Consider the following 14938-nt stretch of genomic DNA (forward strand, 5'->3'; position numbering starts at 1 on the left):
CTTACTGCCGCAGCTCGCGCAGCGGCGCCGGCGCCTGGCCTTCCCAGCCCGGCGTGACCCGCCAGGGATTGATGTCCAGCCCGCCGCGGCGCGTGTAGCGCGCTTCCACCGACAGCCTGGCCGGTGCGCAACGCGCCATCACGTCGGCGAAGATCCGCTCCACGCACTGCTCGTGGAAACCGGCGTGGTCGCGGAAGCTCACCAGGTAGCGCAGCAGGCCTTCGCGGCTCAGGCGTGGGCCTTCGTAACGCAGCACCACGCTGCCCCAGTCCGGCTGGCCGGTGACCGGGCAATTGGACTTGAGCAGATGCGAGACCAGGGTTTCGGTGACCACGCCGCCGTCCACCGCCAGGTGCGACGGATTGGGCGGACCGTAGTCGTCCACGTCCAGTTCCAGCGTGTCGATCAGCAGCGCGTCGCTGTCATGGCCGAACACCGGCAGGCCCAGCGCCACCGTCACCGGCGCACCGGCGCGCGCGGACAGGTCTGCCGCGACCTGTTCGCAGACCGCCTCGGCGCTGGCAAAGCGCGCGGCGTTGAGCGAATTCAGATACAGCTTGAGCGACTTGGATTCGATCAATGCCTGCGAGTCCTGCGGCACGGTCAGCGTGGCGGTGGCCACCTGCGGCTTGCCGCGCAGATCCAGCCAGCCCAGTTCATAGGCATGCCAGCGGTCGTGGCCGGTGAAGGGCAGCGCTGCGTTGTCCAGGCCGAGTTCCGCGCGCGCACCGGCGCGCGGAATGGGAAACAGCAGTTCCGGATCGTAGTGCGAGGGGTAAGCGACCTCGCGGCCGAGCAGGGAGTCTTGGGGCGTATTCATGTGGACATTTTAACGGCGGCCGCTTGCGTTGGATTGAATTGCTTTTCCTCCGCATTGCCACGTGCCCTCGTCCAAATCAGGACTCTTGTGAATGGCGGTTCGCTTCGTTGACCGAGATGTACTCGTTCAGTGGTCCAAGTCCTACGCCAGCACGGCGCGCATCCACTTGTTCGGGGGCCTGCAACGTCTCGGGGACGATCCTGTCGTTCACGATCTCAAGCTGGGTGCCATAAACCTGAGGTTCGTCGCGTGCTCTGCGCACACGGTCTGTCAGATAAGCCAGCTGATAGCCGAGCGCCTCGCGCTGAGTCACCAGCGGCGTCATGAGCGACAACACGCGTTCCTGAAAAGCGGGGTCGCTGTCTGCATGCTGGGCCAACAGCCAGAAGGAGCCCGCACCATCAGGGCCGACCTGGGTGATCGTAGGCCAGCCTTGGCGGTCCACCACCTGCTTTAGCCAGGCCAGATTGTCCGCATCGATCTCGGTGATTTCCTCGAGCAGCGCTTTGTTGCTCCGGTCCTTACCGAGACGATTGCGGATGTCCTGATCCTTGTTTACCCGGACCGCCAGCGCTTGCCGCAGCGCCTTGTCGTAATGCGCTTCGCGCACGGTCTGCTCAACTTCAAGTCGCTTCACTAGCGGTAACCAACGCGGATCCTGGTGCAGCGGATCCAGGGTGGGACTGGCCAGTAGTTCTGTGATGGGTTGGTCGAGTGCATCAAGGTCTACTACCGAAAGTCGCCCCAGTCTGAAGAGTGCAGCATCGCCATCCCCGGACATGGCCAAGCATTCCGCGGATCGAAACGATGCACCCGGCCGCGAGACCGGGAGATCTGCCAAAGCGACATAGAGGCGTGCGCAGGCTTGCCAGTCTTTGGCGTCATAGGCCGAACGTGCGGTAACTGGAGCCAGAGCTGGTGCCTGTAAGGAAGTGGCGAATATGAGAAGAGCGATCGATGGCAATCGGCGCGGCATACAACGTCCTTGTTGAGGGTGGTGGCATGAGCATGCGTTTCATGCCACCAGGCCGCAACCCACATAAGTCACGCAGTGTTTCAGCCCCGGTGTGGCGGCGTCTTCAACGCTTCATCGAAGCGGATGCGGTTGCCGAACGGGTCAATGACTTCCATGCCGATCGATTCGTGGAAGGTGGCTTCCACGCCGGGGCGTAGGTGGCCGTAGCCCTTGGCGCTGATTTAGGTGTGGAAGTCGCGTAGGCCGGTCACACGCACGAATACCGCCGATCCCGGACAGGCATCGCCGTGGTGTTCGGTCAGGTGCAGCACCAGGCCGGCGCGCGAGACTTGCATGTAAAGCGGCGCGGTCTCGTCGAACCGATGCTCCCAGTCGACGGTGAAGCCAAGGAAATCCACATAGAATTCCCGCGCTTTGGCCACATCGAAGATGCGCATCAGCGGAGCGGTTTCCAATATTTGCAGGGCCATGGCGCGTCACCAGCGTTGGATGGGCCAGTGTGCCGCGACCAAGGCGCGCTCGCATGCCAGCTAGCGCACACCTGGGCGAAAAGAAAAGACCGGACGCCTGCGCGCCCGGCCTGTGCCTACCTCGGATAGCGAATATCAGCGGTTGAGCTGGGCCATGCTGGCTTCGGGGTAGCGCTGGCCGGCGGCGGCGCCGGTGGGGAACACGGCTTCGATGGCGGCCAGGTCGGCGGCGGTCAAGGTGAGGTCGAGTGCGTCGAGATTTTCGTCCAGGTAGGGAATGCGCTTGGTGCCGGGGATCGGCACCAGGTCGTCGCCCTGCGCCAGCACCCAGGCCAGGGCGAGCTGGCCGGGGGTGACGTCGCGTTCGCGCGCAAGTGCGTTGACCTTGTCCACCAGGGCGAGGTTGGCGGCGAAGTTGTCGCCCTGGAAGCGCGGGTGGTTGCGGCGGTTGTCATCGGCGTCGAAGTCTTCCGGCGAGCGGATCGCACCGGTGAGGAAGCCACGGCCCAGCGGCGAATACGGCACGAAGCCGATGCCCAGCGCGCGCACCGTGGCCAGCACGCCGTCGGTTTCAGGATCGCGCGACCACAGCGAGTACTCGGTCTGCAGCGCGGTAATCGGATGCGTCGCATGCGCGCGGCGCAGCGTGGCCGGCGCGGCTTCGGACAGGCCCAGGAAACGCACCTTGCCCGCCTCGACCGCACGCGCCATTTCGCCCACGGTGTCCTCGATCGGCACGTTGGGATCGATGCGGTGCTGGTAGTACAGGTCGATGTGGTCCACGCCCAGACGCTTGAGGCTGGCGTCGACGCTGGCGCGCACGTATTCGGGCCGTCCGCTCACGCCGGTCGGGCGCGCGGCGCCGGGTTCGAACACGAAGCCGAACTTGGTCGCCAGGAACACCTGGTCGCGGCGGTCGGCGATCGCCTTGCCGACCAGCTGTTCGTTGGTGTGCGGCCCGTACATGTCCGAGGTGTCGAGCAGGGTGACGCCGCGTTCGAGCGCGTGGTGGATCACCGCGATGGCGCTGTCGTCGTCGACGCGATTGCCGTAGGACATGCTCATGCCCATGCAGCCCAGGCCGAGCGCGGAGACGGTGGGGCCGTTGCGGCCGAGGGTGCGGGTCTGCATCGTGACAACTCCTGTGGATCGAACGCGGGGATCGGCGCCTATTGTCTGCCGCGCATGCAGCGGATGACGTGCAGGGATCGCGTGATGTCGCGGACCGCACTGTTCCAGATGCGCTGCGCGCAGGCGTCAGTGCTTGAGCAGGTCGAACAGTCCGCGCATCGCACGGCCGGCGGTGCGCTGCATGCGTTCCGGGCGCAGACGCTGCGCCGAGCCGCTGGCGCTGAGCGCGGCGACCACCTGGCCGCGCAGGCGCAGCGGCAACGCCACGCAGTTGAGCCCGCGTTCGGAGGCCTGAAGATCCAGCGCGAAGCCGCGTTCGCGCACCTGCGCCAGATCGTGCAGCACCGCCGGATCCGGCGCGCGCTGGCGCAGCACCTGCGCGTGCAGGCGTTTGTCGTGCGCCAGGAAGATTTTGCCCGCCGCCGAGGTCGCAAGCGCATCGCGGGTCGGGTCCGGTGCCGGCAGGAAGGATTGGCCCTCGCGCGTCAGCGCATCGAGCACCAGATAGCTGTGCGTGCCACCGGGCACCGACAGGAAGCAGTCCTCGCCGCATAGCTCGCCGAACGCGCGCAGCGCCGGTGCGAAGGCGTGGCGCAATGCGTCGGCATCGTGCTGTGCGGCCGGCGCCAGGCGCGTGAGCCGCAGGCCGGGTGTGTAGCGATCCTGCTTGCGCACCACGTAGCCCTGGTCGGCCAGTGTGGCCAGCAGCGCATGCACGCTGGCCTTGGCCAGGCCGGTGGCACGCGCCAGTTCGCTCAGGCGCAGGCCGTCGGCATGCTGGCCGAGGTGCTGCAGCAAGGTCATGGCGTGTTCCACCGACTGGACGTGCCGATTGCGTGCAGGGGTCATGCGCGGGCGCTCCTGTAGCGAGTGGGGGCCAGTGTTCGGCTGTGCCGAACAAAGCATCGTCGATCGCGTGCGAAGCGCGCGTCCCGGCGATGACGCTGCCTATTCTCCCGCGTCTTCATTGCACACGAAAAGGACCCCCATGGATCTGCAACTTGCCGGCAAGCGCGTGCTGGTCAGCGGCGGCACGCGCGGCATCGGCCGCGCCATCGTCGAAGCCTTCCTTGCGGAGGGTGCGACGGTCAGCTTCTGCGCACGCAATGCGGACGGCGTCGCGCAAGCTGCGCAGACACTGGGCGAACGCGCCTTCGGACACGCCGTCGACATCAACGCACCGGAACAGGTCGCGCGCTGGGTCGAAGACAGCGCCGCGCAGCTGGGCGGCATCGATTGCATCGTGCCCAACGTCAGTGCGCTGGCCGGCGGCGGTGCGCTGGAGACCTGGCGCAGCGCATTCAACGTCGACCTGCTGGGCACGGTGAGCTTCTTCAACGCGGCATTGCCGCATCTACTGCAGTCGCCGGCTGCGTCGGTGGTGTTGATTTCCAGCGTGTCGGGCCGCGAAGTGGATCGCTTCGCCGAACCGTACGGCGTCATCAAGGCCGCCCTGATCCACTACGGCAAGGTGCTCTCGGCGCGTCACGCGGGCGAGGGCATCCGCGTCAACACGGTCTCGCCGGGCAACGTGTATTTCGCCGATGGCGTGTGGGGCCAGATCGAGCGCGAGACGCCGGACGTGTTTGCCCAGTGCCTGGCATCCAATCCGCTCGGGCGCATGGCGCGCCCGGACGAAGTGGCCACGGCCACGGTGTTCCTGGCCAGCCCGCGCGCGGGCTTCATCACCGGCACCAACCTGCTGGTCGATGGCGGCCTGACCCGCGGCGTGCAGTTCTGATCGTGCGCGACAGGCGGGGCGTCCTTGCCCCGCATGCACTCAGCCGCGGCTGAGCGAGGCCAGCATCGCTTCCGGGTAGCGCGTACCGGCGGCGACGTTGGTCGGGAACACCGCTTCGATCGCGGCCAGGTCGGCCTCGCTCAGCTGCACGTCCAGCGCGCCGAGGTTTTCTTCGAGGTAGGCGAGGCGCTTGGTGCCTGGAATGGGAACGATGTGAGGTTCGTTGCGGCCATCCATGGCGAGACCTGGCTGGCTTTCGGAGCCCCCGGCCCGGCCATCCATGGCCCGGCGTTCGCCAGCGCGGCGAGCAGTGCTCGCCCAGCGCGCAGGCTCACCCTGTGCCAGCACCCACGCCAGCGCGAGCTGGCCCGGCGTGCAGCCCTTGTCGGCGGCGATCGCATTGACCTTGTCCACCAGCGCCAGGTTGGCGGCGAAGTTGTCGCCCTGGAAGCGCGGACTGTTGCGGCGATAGTCGTCCGCATCGAAGTCTTCGACCGAACGGATCGCGCCGGTCAGGAAGCCGCGCCCCAGCGGCGAATACGGAACGAAGCCGATGCCGAGCTCGCGCACGGTCGCCAGCACATCGTTGTCCTCCGGGTCGCGCGACCACAGCGAGTATTCGGTCTGCACCGCGGTGATCGGATGCACGGCGTGCGCGCGGCGGATGGTGTCCGGGCCGGCTTCGGACAGGCCCAGGTAACGCACCTTGCCCTGTTCGACCAGGCGCGCCATCGCGCCGACGGTGTCTTCGATCGGCACATTGGGGTCGACGCGGTGCTGGTAGTACAGGTCAATGTGGTCCACGCCCAGGCGCTTGAGGCTGCCTTCGACGCTGGCCTGCACGTACTCGGGGCGACCGTCGACGCCGCGCACGGACGGATTGTTGGGATCGAGCTTGATGCCGAACTTGGTGGCCAGGAACACCTGGTCGCGCTTGCCGGCGATCGCCTGGCCGACCAGCACTTCGTTGGTGTGCGGGCCGTACATGTCGGCGGTGTCGAGGAAGTCCAGGCCGCGCTCCAGCGCGCGGTGGATGACGGCAATGGAAGCGGCATCGTCGCCGCGGCCGCCGTAGAAGGCGCTCATGCCCATGCAGCCCAGGCCGAGCGCGGAGACGGTGGGGCCGTTACGGCCGAGGGTTCGGGTTTTCATTGCGAGACTCCTTTGAGGAAGAAAGATCAAACGCGCGGTTGCAGCCGCGTGGTGCCGAAAAGATTGCGCACCACCAGCGGTGAGCGCAGGAAGTCGTGCGGGAAGGACGCCGTGCTGACGCTGGCATCGTCCAGCCGCGCGCATTGCGCAGCCGTGAGCTGCACCTCGAGCGCGCCGAGGTTGTCTTCCAGCTGGGCCAGCGTGCGCGCACCGATGATGGGGATCGCGCCGTGCCCCACGCGCTGCAGGGCCCAGGCGATGGCGACCTGCGCCGCGCTGTGGCTGGTCTCGGCGGCGACCGCGCGCACCACCTCGGCGATGTCCAGCGCGCGGGCGTTGAGCGCGCCGTTGGCGATGGCCACCTCGCGGCGCGTGCCGGTGGGCTTGGCTTCTGTCGGCGGCGCGAGATCGGCGTGGCCGTACTTGCCGGTCAGCACGCCGCTGCCCAGCGGCGACCAGGCCACGACACCGAGACCCAGCGCATCGGCCATCGGCAGCAGCTCGTGCTCGACGCTGCGCTGGAGCAGGCTGTATTCGATCTGCAGGGCCACCAGCGGGCTCCAGCCGCGCAGGTCGGCCAGGGTCTGCATGCGCGCGACCTGCCAGGCCGGCGTGTCGGAGATGCCGGCGTACATGACCTTGCCGGCGCGGACCAGGTCGTCGAAGGCGCGCATCACTTCCTCCACCGGCGTGGTGCCATCCCAGGCATGCAGGTAGAGCAGGTCCAGATAGTCGGTGTTGAGCCGCTTCAGGCTGGCCTCGACCCCGCGCAGCATCGCGCGGCGATGGTTGCCGCCGGCGTTGGGGTCGGCCGCGTCCATGCTCAGGCTGTACTTGGTGGCCAGCACCACGCGCTCGCGCCGGTGCTGCAGCAGCTTGCCCAGCAGCGCCTCGGAGCTGCCGAAGGTGTAGAAGTTGGCGGTGTCGATGAAGTTGCCGCCGCGCTCCAGGTAGGCATCGAGGATGCGGCCGGTCTCCGCTTCGTCCGCGCCCCAGCCCCAGTCCTGGCCGAAGGTCATCGTGCCCAGCGCCAGTGGACTGACGCGCAGGCCGGAGCGGCCCAGCAGGCGATAGTGGTCGAGCGACATGGCGGTCACCGGTTTGGGGGATGGCGGGCAGGATCGCGCTGCCGGCCATGTCGATAAACTAGGCAAATCCGAACCTGCCTTGAAGGTGAACTTCATAATGGCCGCCAGTCCGCTTCCTGCCGTGGTCGCCTTCACCCGCGTGGCCCACCACGCCAGCTTCAGTCGTGCCGCCGACGAGCTGGGTGTCAGTCCGTCCGCGCTCTCACAGACCGTGCGTGGGTTGGAACAGCAGTTGGGCGTGCGCCTGCTGCACCGGACCACGCGTCGGGTGGGCCTGACCGAGCACGGCGCGCGCTTCCTGGAACAGGTGCGGGTCGGGTTGGACCAGATCGACGCCGCGTTCCAGACCCTGGACGCCGTGCGCGACACCCCGGCCGGGCTGCTGCGCATTACCCTGCCGCGGCTGGTGGCCGAACGCCTGGTCATGCCGAGGCTGCCGGCGTTCCACGCGCGCTATCCGCAGGTGCAGGTGGAGCTGTTCGTCGATCGCTACATGGTCGACCTGGTGGCCGAGGGCTTCGATGCCGGCGTGCGCCTGGGCGAATCGCTGGCGCGCGACATGGTGGCGCTGCCGATCGGGCCGATGCACCGACAGGTGGTGGTGGGCACGCCGGACTACTTCGCCCGCCACGGCGTGCCGGCCACGCCGGCCGACCTGGTCCACCACGCCTGCATCCTCCATCGCCTCACCAGCGGCCGGCTGATGCCGTGGGAGTTCACCCGCGACGGACGCGACTTCGAGGTGGAAGTCCACGGACCACTGATCAGCAACGACAGCGAGGTCGCCTACCTGGCGGCTTGCAGCGGGCTGGGGCTGGTGCAGTGTTTCTCCGAGCTGGCGCAGGCCGATCTCGCCGAAGGTCGGTTGGTGAGCGTGCTGCAGGATTGGCAGCTGCCCTTCGCCGGTTTCCACATCTACTACCCGGCGCGCGAACACCTGCCGCCCAAACTGCGGGTGTTCGTGGATTTCATGCGCGAGGGGCTGTAGCGGCCGTTGCCTTTTCTGCTGTGAAGCAAGGGCAAAAGCTTCCGCGCCGCTACGCGGCACGTCTTCCTTTTGTCTTGGCAAAAGGAAGCAAAACCGCCAGCGCCTGTCCCCAAGAGGGGATTGAAAACACTCGCCGATGCTGCGCATCGGTACCCTGTGCTCCTCGCTGGAAACGGCACGGCGCGGGAACTCGCTGCGCTCAAACACTCGCGCCTCTTCGGCCGTTTCCAGCTCCGGTGCTCGGCTCGCTTTGAAGGCGCTGAAGATCAAGAGCCGAGCAAAAGCAGAAGCGGGGCAGGAGCAAAGCGACAGCAAGAGCGATGACTCCAGCAGCCGATAAACGTTGGTCATGAGCGAACGGCCTTTCGGGAACGCTGAGCGAGACTAGCTGCTTCGCCCTTCGCCCTTCGCCCTTCGCCCTTCGCCCTTCGCTCTCAAATCTCCGTAAGGCACGGCGAAGAGGCGAGGCAAAGACCCGCAGGGCACCGTGCATGGATGCACGGTGTTTTTGTAAGGGACAAGGATGTCCCTTACAAAAATCCCTCGCCGCGTAGCGAACCCGCGAAGCGGGCGTGCTGCCCGGTGTGTGTTTCTTTGCCTACCTTTCTTTGCACAAGCAAAGAAAGTAGGTCGTGGCGCGAAGCGCCGCGAAAGCTCTGCTTTCACCTCGAACGGCGAAGTCAATCAATCCTGATCGTCGAACGCCCCGTCAAGCACGAAAGCACTGCCTTTCAGCAAGAGCGTAGAAGCATCACAACGCAACCAACATCAAGCAGCGGCTTCAGCCCTCGGCCACCACGCCAGCACCGCGGCGGTGGCCGTGCATCCGACCATGACCGCCGTCATCGGCAATGCCGTCCCATCGTCCAACGCACCCACCAGCGCACTGGCACCGGCCGCCAGGCCGAACTGCAATGCGCCGACCAGCGACGACGCGCTGCCGGCCGCAAAGCGGCCCACGCCCATCGCCGTCGCCACGCTGTTGGCCGCCACCATCGGCACGCAGCCGATGCAGACGAACAGCGGCGCCACCAGCCACGGCAGCGCGCTGCTGTCGCGCAGCAGCAACAGCACGATTGCCGCCGCCGCCATCACGCACACCGCCATGCGCAACACCGCGGTCGGTGCCAGGCGGCGTAGCAGCAGCACGTTGATGCGCCCGGCGATCACCATGCCGATGCCGTTGAACGCGAACAGCCAGCCGTAGTGCTGCTGGCTGACGCCGTGCAGGCTCATGAACACATACGGCGAGCCGGCGATGTAGGCGAACATCGCCGCCATGCCCATCGCGCAGGTCAGCGCCGGCAGCAGGAAGTCTGGCATCCGCAGCAGCTGGCCGAAGGTGCGCAAGGTGTTGCCCAGGTGCAGCGGGCGACGGCGCGCGGCCGGCAGGGTTTCGGGCAGGCCGCGCCACACGGCGATCAGGCAGGCACTGCCGAACAGCGCCAGGAACACGAACACGCTCTTCCAGCCGGCAAGCGCCAGTAGCCAGCTGCCCAGCAGCGGCGCCAGCACCGGGCCCAGGCCCTGCACCATCATCATGGTCGAGAGCGTGCGCGCGGCTTCGCGCGGCTCCATCAGGTCCTGGATCACCGCGCGCGCCACGATCATGCCGGCGCAGCCACCGATGGCCTGCAACGCGCGCACGCCGATGAACAGCTGAACGTGCTGGCTCAGCACCAGCAGCAGCGAGGTCACCGTGAACAGCCAGATGCCGGCCAGCAGCGGGCCGCGCCGGCCCCAGGCATCGGTCATCGGCCCGTACAGCAGCTGGCCCACGCACAGCCCCAGGAAGAAGCTCGACAGGCTCAGCTGCACGTGCGCGACATCGGTGCGCAGGTCGTGGGCGATCGCCGGGAAGCCGGACAGGTACATGTCCGTGGCGAAGGGCGCGAATGCACTCAGCGCGCCCAGGATCAGCACCAGTCGCAGCGGCGCGTGATTGACGGCCTGCGCGTGCGGTTCGGCGACCTCGCTCATCGCGCGGCCTCGGCCACGGTCGTGCCGGCCTGCGCATCGGCGCCGCCGCCGAGCACCTTGTACAGCGTGACCCGGTTGCTGGCCTCGGTCAGGCGCAGGGTGATCTGGTCCTGCTGGGCGCTGTAGAGCGAGCGCTGCGAGGTCAGTGCCTCCAGGTAGCTGTCCACGCCGTTGCGGTAGCGCGCGTCGGCCAGGGTGTAGCTGCGCTGGGTGGCATCGACCAGGGCGTTCTGCGCATCCAGCTGCTCGGCCAGGTTGGCGCGCGCGACCAGCGCATCGGCGACCTCGGAAAACGCGGTCTGGATGGTTTTCTCGTAGGTGGCCACTTCGATGTTCTTCTCGATCTTGGCGACGTCCAGATCGCCCTTGAGCGCGCCGGCGTCGAAGATCGGGAGTGTAATCGAGGGTACAAAAGACCAGGTCCGGTTGCCGCTGTCGAACAGGCTCGATAGCGCATCGCTGCCCCGCCCCGTGGAAGCGGTGAGCGAAATGGTCGGAAAGAACGCCGCGCGCGCCGCGCCGATGTTGGCATTGGCGGCCTTGAGCGTGTGCTCGGCCGAGAGCACGTCCGGCCGCTGCAGCAGCACGCGCGAGTCCAGGTCGGCCGGCAACGGGGCCAGCGCGACCGAGACATCCAGCGCATCGACATCCGGCAGCAGCGCATCGCGCACCGGCGCGCCGACCAGCAGTTCCAGCGCGTTGCGATCCTGCGCCAGCTGGGTGGTGTAGCTGGCGACATCGGCGCGGGCGCTTTCCACCGTGCTCTGCATCTGGGCCAAGTCCACGCCGGACATCACGCCCTCGTCGTGCTGGGCCTGGGTGAGCTTGAGCGACTGACGCTGGCTGGCCAGAGTGTCTTGGGCCAACTTGAGGCGCTGCTGGTCGGCGGCCACGGTCAGCCAGTCGGCGGCCACTTCGGCCACCAGGGTCAGGCGCGTGCTGCGCTGGGTTTCGGACGTGGCCAGCCAGGTTTCCAGGGCATCGTCCTTGAGGCTGCGGATGCGGCCGAACAGGTCCAGCTCCCAGCTGCTGAAGCCCACTTCCGCACTGGCGCTCTGGTTCACGCCGCCACTGCCGCTGGTGCTGCCGCTGGCGCTGGTGCGCGCCCGCGACTGGCTGGCCGTGGCCTGCACCGTCGGGAACAGATCGGCGCGCTGGATCCGGTACTGCGCGCGCTGCTGCTCAATGTTGAGCAGGGCGATGCGCAGGTCGCGGTTGTTGTCCAGCGCCAGCGCGATCACCTGGCGCAGGCGCGGATCGATGAACACCTGCTGCCAGTCCAGCGACGCCACCGGCGTGCTGGTCGCATCGCTGGCGCCGGCCGCGGCGGTCTCGCGGAACTGGGTGGCCACCGGCGCATCGGGACGGGCATAGCGTGGCGCCATGCTGGCGCAGCCAGACAACGCGGCGAGGCAGGCCGCGGCCAGCACGGCGCGCGGCAGGAAGGAACGGATCATGGGGTCACCTCGATGGCGCGCGCCTTGGCCTTGCCCTTGCCGGGAAACAGGCTGCGCACGATCACGTAGAACAGCGGAACGAAGAAAATGCCCAGCACGGTCGAGGCCAGCGTGCCGCCCAGCACGCCGGTGCCCAGCGAGTGGCGACCGCCGGAGCCGGCGCCGCTGCTGATCACCAGCGGCAGCACGCCCAGCATGAACGCCAGCGAGGTCATCAGGATCGGGCGCAGGCGCATGCGCGCGGCGTGCAGGGTGGCCTTGATCAGCGATTCGCCCTTGTCTTCCAGCTCCTTGGCGAACTCCACGATCAGGATGCCGTTCTTGGCCGCCAGGCCCACGGTCGCCAGCAGGCCGACCTGGAAGTACACGTCGTTTTCCAGCCCGCGCACCGTGGTGAACAGCAAGGTGCCCAGCACCCCGATCGGCACGGCCAGCATCACCGAGAACGGGATCGACCAGCTCTCATACAGCGCCGCCAGGCACAGGAACACGAACAGCAGCGATACCGCGTACAGCAGCGGCGCCTGCGAGCCGGCCTGTTTTTCCTGGTAGGACAGGCCCGACCACGACGCCCCGTACTGGCCCGGCAACTGGGCGACCAGCTTGCTGACCTCGTTCATCGCCGCGCCCGAGCTGACGCCGCTGGCGGCCTGGCCGGTGATCTCCATCGAGGCGGTACCGTTGAAGCGCGACAGCGACGCCGGCGCGTAGCTCCAGCCCGAAGTCGAGAACGCCGAGAACGGCACCATGTCGTTGTTGCTGTTGCGCACCGACCAGCGGTTGATGTCCTGCGGCAACATGCGTGCGGACGCCTCGCCCTGCACGTAGACCTTCTTGACCCGGCCGCGATCGACGAAGTCGTTGACGTAGGTGCTGCCCATCGCGGTGGACAGGGTGCTGTTGACGTCGCTCTGCGCCAGGTCCAGCGCACCGGCCTTGGCATCGTCGATCTTGACGTCGAAAGTCGGCGCATCGTCCAGGTTGGAATAGCGCACCTGGCTGAGCAGCGGGTCCTGGTTGGCCAGCTGCAGCAGCTGATTCTTGGCCGCGACCAGCGCCTCGTGGCCGGCGCCGCCCACGTCCTGCAGCTCCAGCGTGAAGCCGCCGCTGCTGCCCAGGCCCTGGATGGACGGCGGCGACACGGCGAAGATCTCCGCGTCGCGGTACTTGGCCATCATCGCCATGGTGATGCGCGTGCCGATGTCGCTGGCGACGCTGTCGCGCTCGCTCCAGTCCTTGAGCTTGACGAAGCCCATGCCCGAGTTCTGGCCGCTGCCGCCCATGCTGAAACCGGCCACGGCCATGACCGAGTCGACTTCCGGCTGCTGCTGCACGTAGGCGCTGACTTCCTTGATGACCTTGACCGTTTGCTGCTGGGTCGCGCCCGAGGGCAGCTTGATCATCACCATCAACATGCCCTGGTCTTCCTCGGGCAGGAACGAGGTCGGCAGGCGCCAGAACAGCACGCCCATCAGCACGAGCGCGACCGCATAGCCGGCCATGCCCAGCTTGCGATGGGTGACGATCTTCTCCACGCCGCGGCCGTAGCGGTCGGCGTTGCGATCGAAGAAGCGGTTAAACCAGGCGAAGAACCGGCCCAGCGGGCCGCGCGGCGTGGTGTGCCCGCCCTGTTCGATCGGCTGCAGCAGGGTCGCGCACAGCGCCGGGGTCAGGGTCATCGCCACCAGTACCGACAGCACCATCGCCGAGGCGATCGTCACCGAGAACTGGCGGTAGATCGCGCCGGTGGCGCCGCCGAAGAACGCCATCGGCAGGAACACCGCCACCAGCACCAGCACGATGCCCACCAATGCGCCGGTGATCTGGCCCATCGATTTGCGCGTGGCCTCGTACGGCGACAGGCCCTCATCGCTCATCAGCCGCTCGACGTTCTCCACCACCACGATGGCGTCGTCCACCAGCAGGCCGATCGCCAGCACCATCGCGAACATCGACAGCGTGTTGATCGAGTAACCCAGCAGCGACAGCACGCCGAAGGTGCCCATCAGCACCACCGGCACCGCGATCGCCGGGATCAGGGTCACGCGCCAGTTCTGCAGGAACAGGTACATGATCGCCACCACCAGGATGATGGCCTCGATCAGGGTCTTGACCACTTCCTCGATCGAGATCTTCACGAACGGGGTCGTGCTGTAGGCGACGTGGTAGTTCAGACCGCTGGGGAAGTACGGCTTGAGCTCATCCAGCTTGGCCTGCACCGCCTCGCCCACGTCCATCGCGTTGGCGCCAGAGGCCAGCTCGATGCCCAGGCCCGCGGCGGGCTTGCCGTTGAACAGGCTGGTGGACGAATAGTCCTCGCTGCCCAGTTCGGTGGTGGCCACGTCCTTGAGCAGGATGCGCGCGCCGCTGGCGTCGGACTTGACCACGATGTTGTTGAACTGCTCGACCGTCTTCAGGCGGCTGCGCGCGGTGACCGTGGCGGTCAGCGACTGGCCTTCCACGGCTGGCAGCGCGCCGAGCGAACCGGCGGTGACGTCGCTGTTCTGCGCGCTGATCGCACTGGTGACGTCCGAGGGCATCAGCGAATAGGTGCGCAGCTTTTCCGGGTTGAGCCAGATGCGCATCGAGTATTGGGAGCCCATCACCTGGACCTTGCCCACGCCACTGACGCGGCTGAGCGGGTCCTGCAGCGAGGCCACCATGTAGTCGGAGATGTCGGTGCCGTTCATGCTCCCGTTGTCGGAGGTGAACGCGATCACCTGGAACATGCTGCCCGAGGACTTGGTCACCGTGACGCCGGTGCTCTGTACCGCGTCGGGCAGCAGCGACTGCGCCTGTTGCAGCTTGTTCTGCACCTGCACCTGGGCGATGTCCGGGTCGGTGCCGCTTTCGAAGGTCAGGGTGACCTGCGCACTGCCCGAGGACGTGCTGCTGGAGGACATGTACATCAGGTTGTCCAGGCCCGTCATGTTCTGCTCGATGATCTGGGTCACCGAGGCTTCCGTGGTCTCGGCCGAGGCACCGGTATAGGTGGCGCGGATGGACACGCTGGGCGGCGCGATATCGGGGTACTGCTCGATCGGCAGGGAAAACACGGCCAGCGTGCCGGCCAGGGTGATGACGATGGCGATGACCCAGGCAAAGATGGGCCGGTCGATGAAGAAACGTGACATG

At 67.2% G+C, this 14938-nt stretch carries 11 protein-coding genes and 1 pseudogene; 2 read left to right on the plus strand and 10 right to left on the minus strand.

Annotation, left to right across the window (positions count from 1 at the left end; genetic code table 11):
* Position 1: 1 nt before the first annotated feature.
* The 5 genes and pseudogenes from queF to BMZ17_RS17745 all read right to left on the minus strand — a co-directional run bounded on the left by queF (position 2) and on the right by BMZ17_RS17745 (position 4246).
* Positions 2–820: an NADPH-dependent 7-cyano-7-deazaguanine reductase QueF gene (gene queF, locus BMZ17_RS17725; protein ID WP_093141971.1), complete on the minus strand. Its 819-nt coding sequence runs from the start codon at positions 818–820 to the stop codon at positions 2–4.
* A gap of 76 nt (positions 821–896) precedes the next feature.
* On the minus strand, positions 897–1601 hold the full coding sequence (locus BMZ17_RS17730) for a DUF6624 domain-containing protein (RefSeq protein ID WP_093141975.1): 705 nt from the start codon (positions 1599–1601) through the stop codon (positions 897–899).
* Between the two features lie 275 nt (positions 1602–1876).
* A pseudogene (locus tag BMZ17_RS21345) lies at positions 1877–2266 on the minus strand (glyoxalase superfamily protein).
* A 135-nt stretch (positions 2267–2401) separates the two neighbouring features.
* The gene (locus BMZ17_RS17740) at positions 2402–3397 is read right to left on the minus strand and encodes an aldo/keto reductase (RefSeq protein ID WP_093141978.1); all 996 of its coding nucleotides are present in this window, start codon (positions 3395–3397) and stop codon (positions 2402–2404) included.
* 126 nt (positions 3398–3523) lie between these two features.
* Positions 3524–4246: an IclR family transcriptional regulator gene (locus BMZ17_RS17745; protein WP_254775423.1), complete on the minus strand. Its 723-nt coding sequence runs from the start codon at positions 4244–4246 to the stop codon at positions 3524–3526.
* Positions 4247–4385: 139 nt separating this feature from the next.
* Between BMZ17_RS17745 and BMZ17_RS17750 the strand changes: the two genes are divergently transcribed.
* On the plus strand, positions 4386–5138 hold the full coding sequence (locus BMZ17_RS17750; protein WP_093141982.1) for an SDR family NAD(P)-dependent oxidoreductase: 753 nt from the start codon (positions 4386–4388) through the stop codon (positions 5136–5138).
* 39 nt (positions 5139–5177) lie between these two features.
* On the opposite strand, the gene BMZ17_RS17755 is transcribed toward BMZ17_RS17750, so the two are convergent.
* Together BMZ17_RS17755 and BMZ17_RS17760 are read right to left on the minus strand one after the other, a co-directional pair.
* Positions 5178–6434, minus strand: a complete 1257-nt coding sequence (locus tag BMZ17_RS17755) for an aldo/keto reductase (protein WP_343124186.1) — start codon at positions 6432–6434, stop codon at positions 5178–5180.
* Positions 6317–7378 (minus strand): aldo/keto reductase, encoded by a 1062-nt coding sequence (locus BMZ17_RS17760; protein ID WP_093141992.1) that lies wholly within the window; start codon positions 7376–7378, stop codon positions 6317–6319. Before BMZ17_RS17760 ends, BMZ17_RS17755 begins: the two co-directional genes overlap by 118 nt.
* Positions 7379–7475: 97 nt before the next feature.
* Between BMZ17_RS17760 and BMZ17_RS17765 the strand changes: the two genes are divergently transcribed.
* Entirely contained in the window at positions 7476–8366 is an 891-nt protein-coding gene (locus tag BMZ17_RS17765; protein WP_175485660.1) for a LysR family transcriptional regulator, read from the plus strand.
* Positions 8367–9134: 768 nt separating this feature from the next.
* Here BMZ17_RS17765 and BMZ17_RS17775 read toward each other — a convergent pair.
* From BMZ17_RS17775 to BMZ17_RS17785, 3 genes are read right to left on the minus strand one after another with little or no spacing between them, the layout of a single operon-like run.
* Positions 9135–10346, minus strand: coding sequence for a multidrug effflux MFS transporter (locus BMZ17_RS17775; RefSeq protein ID WP_093142000.1), 1212 nt, complete (start codon positions 10344–10346; stop codon positions 9135–9137).
* Positions 10343–11803, minus strand: coding sequence for an efflux transporter outer membrane subunit (locus BMZ17_RS17780; protein WP_093142004.1), 1461 nt, complete (start codon positions 11801–11803; stop codon positions 10343–10345). The genes BMZ17_RS17775 and BMZ17_RS17780 overlap by 4 nt, the downstream gene beginning before the upstream one ends.
* The gene (locus BMZ17_RS17785) at positions 11800–14937 is read right to left on the minus strand and encodes an efflux RND transporter permease subunit (RefSeq protein WP_093142008.1); all 3138 of its coding nucleotides are present in this window, start codon (positions 14935–14937) and stop codon (positions 11800–11802) included. Before BMZ17_RS17785 ends, BMZ17_RS17780 begins: the two co-directional genes overlap by 4 nt.
* Position 14938: the final 1 nt, after the last annotated feature.

Source organism: Pseudoxanthomonas sp. GM95 (assembly GCF_900109775.1).
Classification (GTDB): domain Bacteria; phylum Pseudomonadota; class Gammaproteobacteria; order Xanthomonadales; family Xanthomonadaceae; genus Pseudoxanthomonas_A.